13 protein-coding genes and 1 pseudogene are annotated in these 15,223 nt (G+C 55.7%); 5 read left to right on the top strand and 9 right to left on the bottom strand.

Features of this window, described 5'->3' with window-relative positions:
* Nucleotides 1-637 (top strand): carbohydrate ABC transporter permease (locus tag CPT76_RS20465; protein ID WP_105444259.1); only part of this gene is annotated, 637 nt, incomplete at its 5' end.
* A 90-nt stretch (nt 638-727) separates the two neighbouring features.
* Here CPT76_RS20465 and CPT76_RS20460 read toward each other — a convergent pair.
* A complete protein-coding gene (locus tag CPT76_RS20460) occupies nt 728-1,162 on the bottom strand; it encodes an Rrf2 family transcriptional regulator (RefSeq protein ID WP_105444258.1) in 435 nt (144 codons plus the stop codon).
* A gap of 174 nt (nt 1,163-1,336) precedes the next feature.
* Here CPT76_RS20460 and CPT76_RS20455 point away from each other — a divergent pair, with 174 nt between their 5' ends.
* Nucleotides 1,337-2,128 carry an alpha/beta fold hydrolase gene (locus tag CPT76_RS20455; protein WP_105444257.1) on the top strand — a complete coding sequence of 264 codons (792 nt, stop codon included), beginning with the start codon at nt 1,337-1,339 and terminating at the stop codon, nt 2,126-2,128.
* A gap of 139 nt (nt 2,129-2,267) precedes the next feature.
* Here CPT76_RS20455 and CPT76_RS20450 read toward each other — a convergent pair whose 3' ends face one another.
* Both CPT76_RS20450 and CPT76_RS20440 read right to left on the bottom strand, forming a co-directional pair.
* Nucleotides 2,268-2,642 carry a hypothetical protein gene (locus CPT76_RS20450; protein WP_105444256.1) on the bottom strand — a complete coding sequence of 125 codons (375 nt, stop codon included), beginning with the start codon at nt 2,640-2,642 and terminating at the stop codon, nt 2,268-2,270.
* 584 nt (nt 2,643-3,226) lie between these two features.
* Nucleotides 3,227-3,745 (bottom strand): hypothetical protein, encoded by a 519-nt coding sequence (locus CPT76_RS20440; protein WP_258168691.1) that lies wholly within the window; start codon nt 3,743-3,745, stop codon nt 3,227-3,229.
* A 358-nt stretch (nt 3,746-4,103) separates the two neighbouring features.
* Here CPT76_RS20440 and CPT76_RS20435 point away from each other — a divergent pair, with 358 nt between their 5' ends.
* Nucleotides 4,104-4,550: a DUF6843 domain-containing protein gene (locus tag CPT76_RS20435; RefSeq protein WP_105444255.1), complete on the top strand. Its 447-nt coding sequence runs from the start codon at nt 4,104-4,106 to the stop codon at nt 4,548-4,550.
* 212 nt (nt 4,551-4,762) lie between these two features.
* Here CPT76_RS20435 and CPT76_RS20430 read toward each other — a convergent pair whose 3' ends face one another.
* The 6 genes and pseudogenes from CPT76_RS20430 to CPT76_RS40160 all read right to left on the bottom strand — a co-directional run bounded on the left by CPT76_RS20430 (nt 4,763) and on the right by CPT76_RS40160 (nt 12,913).
* On the bottom strand, nt 4,763-6,259 hold the full coding sequence (locus CPT76_RS20430) for a DEAD/DEAH box helicase (RefSeq protein WP_105444254.1): 1,497 nt from the start codon (nt 6,257-6,259) through the stop codon (nt 4,763-4,765).
* A 358-nt stretch (nt 6,260-6,617) separates the two neighbouring features.
* Nucleotides 6,618-8,873, bottom strand: a complete 2,256-nt coding sequence (locus tag CPT76_RS40180) for an S-layer homology domain-containing protein (protein WP_258168690.1) — start codon at nt 8,871-8,873, stop codon at nt 6,618-6,620.
* 6 nt (nt 8,874-8,879) lie between these two features.
* Nucleotides 8,880-9,023 (bottom strand): annotated as a pseudogene (locus CPT76_RS40175) (hypothetical protein); the annotation flags it as partial.
* Entirely contained in the window at nt 9,020-10,003 is a 984-nt protein-coding gene (locus CPT76_RS40170) for a fibronectin type III domain-containing protein (RefSeq protein WP_258168689.1), read from the bottom strand. The pseudogene CPT76_RS40175 and the gene CPT76_RS40170, both read right to left, overlap by 4 nt.
* Nucleotides 9,976-10,818 (bottom strand): Ig-like domain-containing protein, encoded by an 843-nt coding sequence (locus CPT76_RS40165; RefSeq protein WP_258168688.1) that lies wholly within the window; start codon nt 10,816-10,818, stop codon nt 9,976-9,978. The genes CPT76_RS40170 and CPT76_RS40165 overlap by 28 nt, the downstream gene beginning before the upstream one ends.
* 31 nt (nt 10,819-10,849) lie before the next feature.
* Nucleotides 10,850-12,913, bottom strand: coding sequence for a phosphodiester glycosidase family protein (locus tag CPT76_RS40160; protein ID WP_258168687.1), 2,064 nt, complete (start codon nt 12,911-12,913; stop codon nt 10,850-10,852).
* 911 nt (nt 12,914-13,824) lie between these two features.
* Between CPT76_RS40160 and CPT76_RS20410 the strand changes: the two genes are divergently transcribed.
* Nucleotides 13,825-14,724 carry a carbohydrate ABC transporter permease gene (locus CPT76_RS20410; protein WP_076173809.1) on the top strand — a complete coding sequence of 300 codons (900 nt, stop codon included), beginning with the start codon at nt 13,825-13,827 and terminating at the stop codon, nt 14,722-14,724.
* 15 nt (nt 14,725-14,739) lie between these two features.
* A partial coding sequence (locus CPT76_RS20405; protein ID WP_146116370.1) for a carbohydrate ABC transporter permease occupies nt 14,740-15,223 on the top strand: 484 nt, incomplete at its 3' end.

Genomic DNA, 15,223 nt, shown 5'->3' with positions numbered 1-15,223 from the left:
GTTTGCGACCTTTTTCAAAAATTCCTTCATCATCGTCATTCTGTCGACGATCGGTGCCGTCACCTCTTCGGCTCTCGTGGCCTTCGGGCTGGCGCGGACGAAATTTTTCGGCCAGAAGTTCTGGTTCGCCGCCATGATGGCCACGATGATGCTGCCCCAGGACGTTGTCCTCGTACCGCAGTACGTCATGTTCGCCAAGTTCGGCTGGCTCTCTTCCTTCAAGCCGCTCATCGTCCCGCATTTCTTCGGCACGCCGTTTTTCATCTTTCTGATCATGCAGTTTATCCGCACCATTCCGGGCGAGCTGGACGAAGCCGCGAAAATCGACGGCTGCAGCAAATACGGCGTGTTCTACCGGGTGGTCCTGCCGCTCATCGGACCGGCCTTGATCACCAGCGCGATTTTCTCTTTTTACTGGAGATGGGACGACTTCATCAATCCGCTCATCTATTTGAACAGCCCGGAGAAATTCCCGGTATCCCTCGCGCTGAAGCTGTTCCTGGACGGCGAATCGCTGAACAACTGGGGCGGTATGTTCGCTATGGCCACACTGTCGCTTCTGCCGGTCGTGATCGTGTTTTTCATTTTCCAAAAATACATCGTCGAAGGCATTAGCACTACCGGTTTGAAAGGATAACAATAATGTTTCCATAAGCTTGCCGTCCACGGTGCTCAATATAAAACAAAGACCGGATTCCTTAAGTAAGGAAATCCGGTCTTTTTCATGTTAACTTTCAATTCCTATGATTCCACTCTTCACCATAGAATCAATCGTAATGCCCGACAATTCGTTCTCCATCGTCGTTTGGACTTTCGTGTAAACTCCGTCTAATAAATACGGCATTTTACTTCCTACCGGACAAGTCGGGTTGGTATCCCGGTGAATCATAAAGATCTCCTGGTTATCTTCCATCGTAGCACGGTATACATCCAGCAGCGTGATTTGATCCGCCTTTTTGGCCAGGCTTATCGCGGCATTCGTTCCAAGAGTCGATGTAATAAGACCGGCTTTCGTAAGCTTTCTCATGATTCTTCTAATCACCGCCGGATTGGCGTTCACACTCATGGCAAGCAATTCGGACGTGGTCCGGCCTTTTTTATTAAATTCAAGAAAGCATAAAATATGAACTGCTACAGAGAACTGTTGGCTTCGATTTCCCATTTTTGCAAGGTCCTTCTTTCCGGTTAAAGCTTATGTTTAGTGTATTGATTTTTGAAAAGCAAATCAAACTTAAAATAATGAATCAAAGCATCAACTTGACTTCTTAAGGATGAATCGTTATTTTAGTATATGTAACAGTAACTGTTACTGATACTATTAATGGGAGTGGATCATATGAATTATCATGTTAACGGCGTTGAACTTCATGTGGAGCAGCAGGGACAAGGAGATACGGCACTTGTGTTTTTGCACTTTTACGGCGGGTCAGCACGAACCTGGACTAAAATTGTTGACGTTCTTAAGGAGGATTACCTTTGTATAACCTATGACCACCGCGGATGGGGAGACTCAGATAAGTCAGCTTCATCTTATACCATTCAGGATTTGGCCGATGATGCGCATGCGCTGATCCAAGCACTTGGTTTAAAGCGTTATGTGCTCGTGGGTCATTCTATGGGCGCTAAAACGGCGCAATTGTTGGCTTCACGTCATCCGGCCGGTTTAGAAGCTTTGGTCTTAGTTGCACCATCTCCCCCGACACCTCAAGATATGCCGCAAGAAATGAGAAATGCCATGGTTCATTTTTATGATTCGCGTGAAGGAGCGGAAATCGCTTTGGGCAATATCGCCCTGCTTCCTCTTGAAGAACATATCCGCGAAATGGTGCTTGAGGATATGCAAAGGAGCGCACCTTTAGCCCGTGCGGCATGGCCTGAAGCCGCAATGCTTGAGGATATATCCGCAGAAGTGAACAACATCCATGTTCCCACCCTTGTGCTAGCCGGGGAATCTGACCCAGTAGACCGGTTGGAAACACTAAAAAGCGAGCTGCTGCCGCGCATACCACATGCAGAGCTGCACATCATTCCCCAGACCGGCCACCTTTCTCCCTTAGAAGCACCCGGCGATATCTCAGAAGGAATCTCACACTTTTTGGCCAAGCAGAAATGGGGTAATGGCGAGTGATAATGGAAAACGGCAGGTCAGCTGTAAGCTGAATCCCTGCCGTTTTTTTTGCGCTTACAATCCTTGTAACGGAAAAGCAGAAGCTGCGCATTTATCATGCTGTTGTATGGTATGAGGTGCCTCTGCCGAGGCCTGCCGTTTACTTTTTCTCGAACAGACCGAGACGATTATTGGGCCGGCCGTTCAACCGGATCCCATCGCCATTCTTGCTGTTCTTGCGCTTGGTACCGTTCAGGCGGTCTGTCAATTCGTTAAACCAGGCTTCGTCATAGGTAGCCAATGCTATGTCAATCAGGCTTTCGACGTTGTTCTTATCTGCAAGCGGGTTGACCGGCAGCGATCTCAGCCAGGATTCACGTACACCGATCACGCGTCCAACCGCTTCCTCGTTGTCGGACTGAACGACGCGTACTCTCGCGATGCCTTTCTGAGCGTCCACCGTCTCAATGTATCCGTGAATAAACTCACCGTCTACCGTCTTCCCTTGGACCCAATCGCTAACTTCGAATCTCATCATTCCACCGCCCATCTTTAAGTATATACAAACTGTAACCAGAAAAATCACAAAATGAATATACTGCAATGATACTAAACACAGTTGGGAATGTCAAATCCGCTAACGACCATTTCGCAAACGACCGATTTCATGGATGAGAAGCCACCTGCCGCCATATCCCCCATCTATAGTGTATGCAGTTAGCGGGCGATGGGTTCGTTACTGCCTTTGGAATGCGACCTTTAAACCTAGTCCGATATACAGCGCTCCTACAACTTTTCCGCTAAGTCGGCCCAAACGACGGATCCATGCCGTCCGCCGTACCATCCTTCCGAGAGCAGACACACTTAATACAATTATGGTTGTATATAGTGCACTTAATACCACAAAAATGAGTCCGAGGATCAAAAACTGTCGCACCCCCACTGGGGCTGTCATCGTACGGCCGAACGGGTTCATGCGCCAATCCATGAAGAAGGAACAGCCGCAAAACGCCGTCCACCTGAAAGCCGTCCTTGCAGGCTGACCTGTGGAACACACCGGACTGATGCACGCTGACTGCCAAACCTGACGGATCCAATGTGTGCATGAGCTCTCAGTTTTTAATGAAGATCATCGCTGCGGCTCTGCAGCCATTGCTGGAATTCAGCGGGTGTACTCACATCATCATCCAATACGGCCGAATAAATATCGAAGCTTTTCACTTGATTTCCATATTCGGCCCGCTTTGCCCATTCGGTTTTGATGCTTAAAATAGCAGCGGTCTTGGCAGGAGTAAGGCGTGCGGGCATCGTCTGAATATGCAGCAAATCAGGCTGTTTGTCAGGCTCGTCTACAAACCAGATATCCAGCTCCCACCGGTGGCCGTTTGCGGACCCGTAGGTCAATCCAAGAAAATAACCGTCTGGGTAAGCCGGATCGGTGTTCCATTGGCCCGTATCGTTAATAAATTTCATCTCCCGTACTCCCGGATTGGACATCAGCTGCAAAGCAATTCCAGAGACCGCAGCCATATCCAGTTTGGAGCAGACCACCGTCACATCCAAGTCTCTCCAAGCCATTAAACCTAGCGCAGCGCTCCCTACGATTACGGGCTTACCGGCTGCTGCCAGCAATGGCATCAGGTTCATTCTTCAGCACGAACCCGCTTCAACCTGCAGCTGCTTTTGCGGGCAAGCAAATCCTCTTGGTTCATCATCATCCCTGCACCCTTTCTATATCCGCTAAACTTGTCCTATTTCCTCCGGCTGTCAAATTCGCCGCTTCCAGCAGCATCGTGTTCTTCGTCCTCTCAGGAAAAGAGACCCGGTATCCTCCAAAATGTTCTCTTAGCATCATTATAATGTTTTTGGAGGAATTTTTAGAGGAAATCGATAGATGAACTGCATGATTTGGTGAGCACGAAATGTGGGAGGATTATGGAAAGCTGTTGTAATATAATGTAAGTACCTTAATGAACGAATCAAAGGCGGTGAAGATTTGAAAGGTCTGATTAGAGTATATAAGGTATTCATTGCCGTGTTTGCCGTCATTGTGGTTGCTGCCATTGTGATTGGGACGAGGGGTCTGAATGGGCAGGAAAATCATACTTATGTGCTGCCTGCCGGGTACACAGGATGGGTAGCGGTCATTTACAATCAAAAGGGTTATCCCGAGCTCCCGAAAGAGGGAGACGCCATTGTAAACCGCATTCCGAAAAACGGAGTTTTGAAGACGTCAAGCGCACCGACAGCCGGCGGGATGACATTTTTTTATGCAGATGATCAAGGTCAACGGACTGAAGTGGGGATGGGAATGATTCAAGGCCAGCACATGGGCACGGATACGATCCCGCGTCCGGACGGTACGAAAGAAGAAAAAACGATCAATGCGTTTTCTGTCGGCACCGAGCAGCAGTATTACGCTCATTTACAGGAGCAGCCATGATAGATCAAACTTAAAGCCACACTGCTGTTATCCTCCAATCATCCACCATGAAGAGCAGCTGTAGCGCCCCGTCCACTGAACCCCTCCCTCAGACTCCTTCTTTTATGGAAAATACAAATAACCCACAGGAGGGTCACGGGCAACGTGTCCTTCCTGTGGGTCACAGATCACAGATCATCTGCGGTCAACGCGTAAAACGTCTAATCTCCATGTTAATGAGACGAACTTACCTTATTTCTAGGGTCCGCCCCGCTTGGTTTCGGTCTGCGGTTCGTGCGTCCATTGGAATTTCCATTTCCATGCCCCTTGGACTTGTCGTTCGCATTTCCCTTCGCATGGCCTCCCGCATCACGCTTCAGGCTGCTGTTCGCGTTCCGATCAGGTTTGCGGGCACCGCTCACCGCCGCCTTTGGGGCACGATCCTGCTTCGGTTTGCCCCGCTGCTGCCCATCGTCCGTCCGCCCTTTACGGGAATCTCCAGCCTGCGGCTTGCGGGAATGGCCAGCTTGCGTCTTACCCGGCCGGTTTGCCGTGGAATTCCCCAATGGGCGATTTGCCGCTGCCGCTTGGGGCTCCATCGGATAGTTATGCCCCTTCACTTCGGGAATGGCCTTGCCGATCAGCTTTTCGATGTCCTTCAGGTACGGCAGCTCGTCTGCTTCGCAGAAAGAGATTGCAGACCCGCTCATCCCCGCCCGGCCCGTGCGGCCGATACGGTGAACGTACGTCTCCGGGATATTCGGCAGATTAAAGTTAATGACATACGGAAGCTCGTCAATATCGATCCCCCTGGCAGCAATGTCGGTCGCCACCAAAATGCGCGTCGTCCCGTTTTTGAAATGGTTCAGGGCGTTCTGCCGGCTGTTTTGCGATTTGTCGCCATGGATCGCCTCCGCCGTAATATTCGCCTTCTTCAGCGCGCGAGCCACCCGGTCGGCTCCCCGTTTGGTGCGGGTAAACACCAGGGCCGACTCGATCGACGGATCCTGCAGCAGCTGGTTGAGCATCTGCAGTTTGCTTCCTGCCGCCAGCAAATAAACCGACTGCTCGATCCGCTCGGCCGTTGAGGAGACCGGCGTCACTTCCACTTTTACCGGATTGACGAGCAGCGTTTGGATCAAACCGTTGATTTCCGGAGGCATCGTCGCCGAAAAGAACAGCGTTTGCTTCCGCTTCGGCATGACGGCGATGATCCGCTTCACATCATGGATAAAGCCCATGTCCAGCATCCGGTCGGCTTCATCCAGCACGAGCATTTGAATATGCTGCAGATCGATGTGCTTCTGATGAATCAGGTCGATGAGCCGGCCCGGCGTGGCGATCACGATATCCGCGCCCTGCTGCAGCGCCCGTTCCTGCGGCTTTTGCGGAACGCCGCCTACAATGACCACCGCACGCAAATCGGTATACTGGCTGTACGCCTTCACGTTATCCATAATCTGAATGGCCAGCTCTCTCGTCGGCGTCAAAATAAGCGCGCGGACCCTGCGGCCCGCCCCCGGTTTGCGGGGCTCCCGGCTCAACAGCTGTATGATGGGCAGGGAAAATGCGGCGGTCTTGCCGGTTCCCGTCTGGGCGCAGCCCAAGAGATCCCGTCCGGCCAGCACGGCAGGAATGGATTGTGCCTGAATCGGCGTCGGCTCGGTATAGTTCTGTTTGGCCAGCGCTTTTAAAATATTCGGGTCAAGCTTCAAATCTTTAAAGTTCATATATGCTCCTTTTCCTTTAATCCTATATTCTTTAATCACGAAACCTGTGTACTTTTCATCCAAGTCACCACAAGCCGTTCTTTTACGTCGTAATACATAACGATACCACATCTGGATACCAAAAAAGAAGCGGAATCTTTCTCCGCTTCCTTAAAAATGATGTATATGGACTAAATTGGCAATAAGCTTCACGGAACGGAGCACGGATCAAGGGAATGAATGCGCAATGAAAGTGTTCCACCAGCTATAATACGGATGATGGCAAAAGAGACCGGAAGGGTCAGCTCACCAAGCTGTTCCCCGCCGGTCTTCTTGTTGCTGGATCTTCTAACTGGGTGGATCGTAAATTACCGGATCGTTATTTAATTTGCCCGCCTTGCCCCAGCTTGGTCAGAACGTTGTACAAGATCTGGGCCGTTTCGGCCCGGGTGGCCTGGCCGTCCGGATGAAACCGGCCAGGCCCCTGCCCTTGAATCAGTCCGGCGGCGTACGCAGACCGGACGGCTTCCTGCGCCCAGGCCGGCGAACCGGCGACGTCCGTGAACGGCGCCGTTACCCCGCCGGCTGCGGCGGTTCCGCCCGCGGCCCGGTAGGCGCGGACGATCATGGCCGCCGCTTCCTGGCGCTTGATCAAGGCGTCCGGCGCGAAGCTTGCGCCGCTGACGCCTTGGACGATGCCCGCCTTGGCGGCGGCGGATACGGCTTCCGCGTACCATGCCGCGGAAGGCACGTCGCTGAAGGGCGCGCTGCCGTCGCCCTTCAGGTGCAGCAGGCGGACCAGCATCGCCGCCATTTCGGCGCGGGTCACCGGCTGATCCGGCGCGAAGCTGCCGCCGCCGACGCCGTCGATGAGATGCTTCGCCGCCAGCTCCCGGATCACGCTGGAAGCCCAGTGTCCGCTCGTATCGGCGAAGCTTTTGGTGTACTCCAGAACGGCGTAAGCGGCATCCAGGGAACTCACTTCGGCTTTCAGCTTGCCGCCTGCTGCCGTTCCGCCGATATACGTGAGCACGCCTTGGCTGTTCAGGCCATACAGCCCAGACAGCTTGGCATCCAGCCCCGAAGCCATGGGGAGCTCCAGCGTTATCGGCTGCTGCAGCGCCGTGATCGGGTGAACCTGGCCATCCTTCGTTATGAGGCTCAGGTTGAGGGTAAAGAGGCTGCTTCCTGCGCGGAGCACCGCGCCTTCCGCCTGCCCGGCCTTCGCCACCCGCTCTGCGGCCTCCGTCTCCGAGGCGCGGGATGCCGCCAGCCGAATCGTGCTGCCTTCGAGCTGATCGGCGGGCACCTTGCCGCTGGCCGCCTGCAGGATGCCTGCGGGCAGCGTCAGCTTCAGGTCAGCCGCGTTCACCGTCAGCGGCTGTCCCTGGAGCAGCGAGGCGGCGCTGCCCGGCAGAATCAGCTCGTTGAACGGCTGATCGGTGTCCAATACGGCTCCGCCTTTCACCAGAATCACCGTCAGCTGCGCGGCGTTCAGCTTCCATTTGCCGCCTTGGCCCGGCTTCGGATCCGGCAGGGCGGGTGGAGTCACCGGCGGCTGCACCGGTGCAGAAGAGTTCCCTCCACTGTTGCCTGAATTCCCACCGTTATTTCCTCCACCGTTGCCTGGGTCACCTCCGCCAGGGTTATTTCCCCCGCCGTTACCCGGGTCGCCTCCGCCAGGGTGATCTCCCCCGCCATTACCCGGATCGCCTCCGCCTGGATTATCTCCCCCGCCGTTACCCGGGTCGCCTCCGCCAGGATTGTCACCATCTCCCCCTCCCGGCTGCTCCGGAGCTTGAACGGTAAGTTCATACTCGGCCGACAACGATCCGTAAGCGGCCGATATCACCGTCTTCCCTTCGGCCAGCGCAGTCACTACGCCCTGTTCGCTCACCGAAGCGACGTCCTCATGGCTGCTGCTGAAGGTTACACCTTCCAGCACCTGGATGCGCGTGCCGTCTGCGTAGACCGCTTCCGTTACCGTCTGATCGGTCTCCCCTTCCTTCAGCACTACTTTGCCCGTCAGCGATAACGATTCCGGTTCGCCTTCCGGCGCCGGATTCACGGTGACGATCGTCTCCGCGAACAGATCCGGGTTCACCGTGCTTGCCGCCCGGATGACGGCCGTTCCCGTGCCGGCCGCCGTCAACCGGCCTTCCGGCGATACCGTCACCACTTTGCCGCCCTCCCCGGTCGGCTCGGCGCTATAGACGGACCACGTGACGCCGGGGTCCGCTCCATCCGGCTTCACCTTGGCGGTCAGCTGCCGGGTTTCGCCTACGGCCAGCTTCACGTCCTGCTGCTCGATCTCGACCGATTCCGGAGCCGGAGCCTCCGTCTGCTTCGACAGCGTAAACTCGTCGACGGTTCGTCCGCCGACCGTCTTCGTCACAAAGTTCAGGCTGTCGCCGTCTACCTCGACCGAAGCGTACATTTGCGTCGCTTCATCGTCGGTAATCCGCTGCCAGTCCCGCTTGGTCAGCGAGTAGAACTTCGGTCCGGTCGAGCCGGCCACGACATAGGTCGTCCCCTGCCCGTCCGGGACGATCTCGTTGTTCATCATCGGGAAGGTCCGCAGGTAAATATGATCATGACCGTTCAGGACGAGATCGACCCGATGCCGCTCAAGCACCGGCGCCCACAGCCGCCGGATGTCGGCCGTATCGTAAATGCTGCCGTACGGGCCGCGGTGGAAGATGGCGATCTTCCATTTTTTATCCGTCCTGGACAGGTCCTGATCGAGCCAGTCCTTCTGCTCCTCATACTGGTATTCGCTGTTCAGGACGACAAAATGAATATTTTTGTAATCAAAGGAAAATTGCTTCCCGCCAGGCTTGGCACACCGTTGCCCGGCTGGTTGAAATGGGCCAGGAAATCGTTGTTTTCCTTCGTTCCCATCACCTCATGGTTGCCGATCGCGCCGACCAGCGTCGTGTTCAGGAACGCCTCCTGCGCTTCGCTGAACCACCACTTCCATTCCTGCTCGTTGAAGCCTTTGTCGACCATGTCGCCGACATGGACCATAAACTCGGCGTCCGGCGAATCTTCCACCGCCTTCTTGACCGTGCTGCCCCACAGCTTGAACCCTGCCAAGTCTCCCGCCTGGGAGTCGGCGAAATACAGGAACTTGGTATGATCGCCGTCAGCCTCAGCTGTCCTGAACGTGCCCTGCGGGCTGTAATGGCCGCTTCCGTCACCGACGCGGTACACGTATTCGGTGCCCGGCTCAAGGCCGCTCACCGTCGCCTTATGTACACGGACCGCACCCAGATCGAGTGTCTGGTACAGATAGCTTGTTCCTTCCGTTTTCACCGCATTCGGCTGGTCAAACCCGGTAAAATCCGCTTTTTTCACCACTTCAACCACGGTCTGTTCCACCGCCGGGCTCGTGTGCCAGATGAATCCGCGGGATGCGGCCGGATCCTCGCCCATGCCCACGTTGATGTTGTACGGCGTTTCGGTACCGGACAGCGGCGACACCTTAAACTCCGCCACTGGGCTGTACTGGTCTCCCTTCATCGCCTGCACCTGATTCGTCTTGACCTCAGCCGTCAGCAGCTTGGTGCTCAGCTCGCCCTGTGCATCGGTCGTTCCGACCGGACTGCCGTCCGCGGTGATCTGCGCGCCTTCTACCGGCTTCCCCGACTCGTCTTTGACCGAAAAGACCGTTTCGTAGCCCTGGATGTTGCCGTTCTCGTTCCAGGACAGCGACAGGGCGCTCTTGATATCCGATTTCAGCGGCAGCCCAAAGAAGGGATACACCACGCTGCCTGTACCGGCAAAGGTAACGTTACCGGACTCGAACCGGATTTCGTTCGTTCCGGCGGCGCCTTTTTCACGTCAAAGCTGATTTGTCCGATCAAATCGCTGTCGGTCAGCCCCGCTTGGTCCAACCGGCTGAAGGTCAGCGCGGCCGTACCGTCCTCGCCGATGACTGCGCTTGCCTGGGTCGCATCCAGCTTGCCGCCCGGAATAAATTTGAGCTTCTCCACCTTGCTCAGGTCAAAAGCAAGCCGGAGCTGTCCTCCCTGCAAACCGGAGGCCTTCACCCCTTTGATATCAACCGTGTAGGTACGGCCCCCGTACAATTCCTTCGGCGTGTCATACGTCAGCTTCGAGCCGCCCGTGTCCACGTTGAAGGTCCACGCCTCGGTCGTCCGGTTGCCGGCCAGGTCTGTCACCGACACCTTGACCTGATGCAGCCCGTCCGCCAGCGGCGTCGCCGGGGTGTAATAAATCCGGCCTTCCGGCGGATACAGCGTGTGCTGCACGCGCTGGCCGTCCAGGTCAAACCGGATCGAGTCCGGATCGATCAGCGTCGTGCCCGGATGCTGCGCCGGATCATATCCCGCGTCTTCGCCGTACACCTTGATCACCGGCTGGTTGCTGCGGATCGTCTCTCCGTCCGCCGGTGAGAAGTCCTTCAGGACCGGCGGCTCCATATCGTCCTGATTCGGACCGTACAAGGCCCGGATCTGATCGACGTAGATCGCCCCGGCATCCTTTTTAGCGGATGAAGTTTCCATGTAGCGCACCGGCATGTCCATGATCAGCGGAAGCGTCCGGCCTTTGGGCACTTCTGCCTCCAGGTACTTCCACCCGGTCCAATCAATGCCGATATTCTGGTCGGTAAAGTCGAGCGGTATCGTACTTGCTGTCGCGCAGCTGTGCACGCAGCCAGTGGGTTTTGCCGTCCCCGTACACCCACATGCTGATCTTCTCCGGATAACCCGGGATTTGAATGGCCTCCGCCTCCGTCTTGCTCTGCAGGTAGGCGCCCGAAGTTCCCGGTGTGCCGGTAAAATCATACTCCAGCTTCAGCGAACCGCTGCCGAAACGGACCAAATCTTCATTCGTCTCGATGCTCACCTTGGACGTTTTAAACTGCGCGCCGGCCGACGGCAGGTACTTGTCCAGGCCGTTTTCGAAATCCTCCAGCACCACCGGAGGCTGGCCGATGGTCACATCCATCTGAGCTTCCACTCCCTTGTAGCTCACCACAATTTTGCCGCTCAGCTCATTGCCTTCCGCAGCGGTAAAGACGCCGGCTTCGTCGATCGAGCCGATCGGCCCCTCGACGCGCCATGTCAGCAGGCGGTTGTCGGCCTGCACCACCTGACCGTCGCGGAGCGCCGTCACCTTCAGCGTCTCCGACTGGCCCGGCGGGAAGCTGCGCAGCTGATCGCCAAATTTCAGCTCGGTTAGCGTATCGACTACCTCGACTTTGCCGACTCCGCTTGCGCCGCCGGAATTGACGGCAATATCCGCCTGTCCGGGCGTGGAACCCGCCGTAAAGACGCCGCTGCCGTCGATCGTTCCGATCACCGGGCTGACGCTCCACTCCGGCGTGCCGTCCATCACGGCCGGATGCATGTTGGCATCGACGCCGGCCGCCTTAAAGGCCGCCGTCGAGCCGGCCAGCACCCTCGCCAGCTGCGGCTTCACGACCAGCTTGTCCACCAGCCCTTCCGCCGCCTTGTTTACAAGCAGCAGCCCGTTGGCGGTCTTGCGCTCCCCGCCGTCCGAGGGGGAGTTCAGCAGCGTACGGCTGGTGTCGCCCGGCATGCGGGCGATAAATGTCGAAGAGCCGCCGCCGTCCAGGTTGATGGCGTTCACGACGCCCATTTCCTCCATGATCTGCCCCAGCTCAGCCAGCGTCACGCCTTCGCTGAAGCCCGGCTGGCGCCCGTCGATTTCCAGCATGACGACGGAGCCGTCCGCTTTCGTACCGATCGCCGTGCGCGGATGGGCCGCCGGGTCGGTGTTCGGCTGCGCCGCCCCGTCCTTGACGAGCAGCGCGGAACCGCCGATGGCCATCCTCACGTCGCTCCAGGCCGGTTCGAGGCTGAAGGAGACCGATGCCGTATCGCCTGCCTTAAGGCCGGCGAGCACTGCGCGCTGGCTGCCAGAAGCCGACAGGATGACCTGCCCCGGGGCTATCGGCGTGCTGCCTTTGTCTTTATGGACGTCGGCTACCTTCAGCGCCAGCGTCTCCCCGCTCTTGACCTCTCCCTTCACGACGTCTAGAACAACTTCGTCTCCTAAATCGTTGGTCATGGTCGTGCCGTAGAAGTCGGGTGTGTACAATACGAGATCGTTATTGCCCCGCGTCCGGTTGATGGACGTCAGCTCAGTCTTCTGTCCATCGATCTCCAGCGTCCGCGTAAGCTTCGGACTCGGTCCATATATCGTCGTGCCGTCCTCCTTGATGCCAAACGCGTACCAGTCATTGGGCGGACTCGTCAGAATTTTTCCGCTGCCCATGAAGTAACCGAGCGGGACGCCGGAGGACATATCATAAAAGTCCCCGTTGATCCCGGCGATCACCCGATTCCCCGCTTTGTCGATATCCGCAGCCATTTTGCTGACCGGCTGCATGCCGTATACTTTGCCATCCGTCATGCCGGGCTCAAGCGCCAGAGCCGGATTGGACGGATCGAACTCCACCATGTGCAGCTTCTCCAGCCCGCGGTCCAGCTTCATGTCCTTCCAGGTATAGACCGCGCCCGGTCCGATCTGGACCTGCCGCTCGTCGACGATGCTTCCGGCTGCCGCGGCCTGTGCGCCGGCTTCCGCCGCCAGCACGGGCCGCCCGCCGGGCAGAGCCAGGGTCAGAACCAGCGTGCCGGCCAGCAGCGACGCCCATAGGCTCCTCGTCCGTTTTCTTATCATTCCATCCTTGCCTCCCATTCGATCTGACAGAATTCGGGTCCTTCATAGAACGCCTCGACAGCAAAGTATAGCGGTAGCGTGTAAAGCCATCTCCCCTCTCTTCGTAAAATTTTGTCAGGTTAATGTAAAATAAAATTAAATATTCACTAACAATATAAAATTATATTTCACGATTGGATAGGAGCTTTGTAACTAAGATCGGGACAAAACCAGAGGTTTGAAGCCCTGTTTTAGCAGCAAATTTCGACAGTGAATATGAGTCCGGCAGGCGCGGCGCACCGCGAACAAAACGAAAGCCCTTGCGCATAAGCGCAAGAGCAGCATTGTCTTTTACATAGCATGATATATCATGTCTTTTCTACCGCAGCCTCCTCCTCTCCGGACTAGAGTGAAAAAACAGATCCGGTATCCACGCTTGTTCGCTGCACGCAATAAAAGACATGAGCTCGCCCCTCTGCCCAGATTTGTCGGCTGTACCCCAGTTTTGTCGGTTATATCCCATTGCGGCACGATCCCGTATCCGATTCACACGGCTGCCATGACGAACGCCGAACCGCTTTATTCAGCCTCTTCCCCATTCGCCTCATATGATATGTGCATCCAATCAATAAATAATATAACAACAGTTATAAAAAACTTAATTTAGTATATTGACACTATACTGTTATGTCATTATATTGAGAAATGTAAGCGGTTTATTTACGTGACTTTGCCTAAAGAAGCAGATGAAATTGAAGAAAGGAGAAAAAACAGGGGGCCGGAGTGCAGTCAGGACGGACCGATCCACGGATCGCCTGCATTCCGAATGCAGTTGGTTACACCGTACTTACTTTTACGCACAGGGCCGGGACATAACGGCGGGTACACGCACCGTTCCTGTCCGGATGCTGAATGAGGGAGGTATATGAAAAATGACGGTAAGCAAAAAGAAGCTTCGCGGCTGGGCCAAAGGCTATCTGTTTATTCTGCCTTCCATTATTGGCTTCAGCGTGTTTGTCGCCTATCCGCTGTTGTCGTCCATTTATTACGCCTTAACGGAATGGAGCGGCTACGATAAGCCCCGTTTTGTCGGCTTCGACAACTTTAAATACATGTTCACGGAGGACCCGGCCTTCTGGCCTTCGGTCCGGGCGACGCTGTATTTTGTCATCATGAGCGTTCCTTTATCGCTGATTCTGGGCCTTTTGCTGGCCATGCTGCTGAATAAAAGCCTGCCCGGCATCAAATGGTTCCGCACGATTTATTACCTGCCGACCGTCGTGCCGTCCATCGCGACACTCACGCTGTGGCTGTTTATCTATCAGCCCCAGTACGGACTCGCCAACTCGCTGCTCAGGCTGCTCGGACTGCCCGAAGGCACCTGGCTGACGAGCGAAACGACCGCGCTTCCCTCCATCGTGCTGATCGGCCTATGGCAGGTCGGATCCGGCGTCATTATTTTCTTGAGCGGTCTGCAGTCTGTTCCCCAGGAGCTGTACGAGGCGGCCGAAGTCGACGGAGCCGTCCGCTGGCGGATGGCCCTGCACATTACGATTCCCATGATTACTCCTATCCTGTTCCTTCAGCTTATACTCGGCATCATCGGCGCCTTCCAGGCATTCAACCAGGTACAGGTTCTGACCGGCGGCGGCCCGAACTTCTCCACATCCCTGCTCAACTTCAAAATTTACAACGACGCCTTTAACGGCCGCATGTTCGGCTATTCGATCGCGGAGGTCTGGGTGCTGTTCGTCATCATCATGATCTTCACCGCGCTGACTTACCGGTACTCGAACCGGTTCGTGTATTACGAAAGCGACAATTCGAAATAAGGAGGTTCCCTGCTGATGGTGATGCAAACGGAAGTACGGACAACAACACGCAAACCCAGACGGAAATTCAGCATCCTGGACACCATCCGGTTTATTATCCTGACCATCGGTGCCATCGCCATGCTGTTTCCGCTGCTGTGGATGGTGACCATTGCCCTGAAGGGCAACAATGACGTGTTTAAAATCCCGCCCGAGTGGTTTCCCCGGGAGCTTCACTGGTCCAACTTCGTAACCGGAACACGGGAGATCAACTTCTGGCAGACGTTCGGCAACTCGATGTTCATCGCGGTGGTGTGCACGATTGGCCAGGTCGCCAGCTCGGTGCTGGTCGGCTACGGGCTTGCCCGATTAAGCTTTCCCGGCCGGAAGCTGTGGTTCTCGCTGTTTGTGGGCAGCCTGATGCTGCCGGGCTTTGTCGGCATGATCCCGCTCTTTAACCTCTACACGAGCCTGGGCTGGTATGACACCTGGCTGCCGATCATCGTGCCTGCTTTTTTCG

This window comes from Paenibacillus sp. AR247 (genome assembly GCF_002968895.1).
Classification (GTDB): Bacteria; Bacillota; Bacilli; order Paenibacillales; family Paenibacillaceae; genus Paenibacillus_AQ; species Paenibacillus_AQ favisporus.
Note: the sequence above shows the minus strand (reverse complement) of the source record. Positions and strands in the feature narration are given on the sequence as shown.

Coding starts and splice junctions, on each gene's coding strand:
- CPT76_RS20460 (WP_105444258.1), bottom strand. CDS start 1,162: ATGGGAAATCGAAGCCAACAGTTCTCTGTAGCAGTTCATATTTTATGC.
- CPT76_RS20455 (WP_105444257.1), top strand. CDS start 1,337: ATGAATTATCATGTTAACGGCGTTGAACTTCATGTGGAGCAGCAGGGA.
- CPT76_RS20450 (WP_105444256.1), bottom strand. CDS start 2,642: ATGAGATTCGAAGTTAGCGATTGGGTCCAAGGGAAGACGGTAGACGGT.
- CPT76_RS20440 (WP_258168691.1), bottom strand. CDS start 3,745: ATGCCATTGCTGGCAGCAGCCGGTAAGCCCGTAATCGTAGGGAGCGCT.
- CPT76_RS20430 (WP_105444254.1), bottom strand. CDS start 6,259: ATGAACTTTAAAGATTTGAAGCTTGACCCGAATATTTTAAAAGCGCTG.
- CPT76_RS40160 (WP_258168687.1), bottom strand. CDS start 12,913: ATGATAAGAAAACGGACGAGGAGCCTATGGGCGTCGCTGCTGGCCGGC.
- CPT76_RS20410 (WP_076173809.1), top strand. CDS start 13,825: ATGACGGTAAGCAAAAAGAAGCTTCGCGGCTGGGCCAAAGGCTATCTG.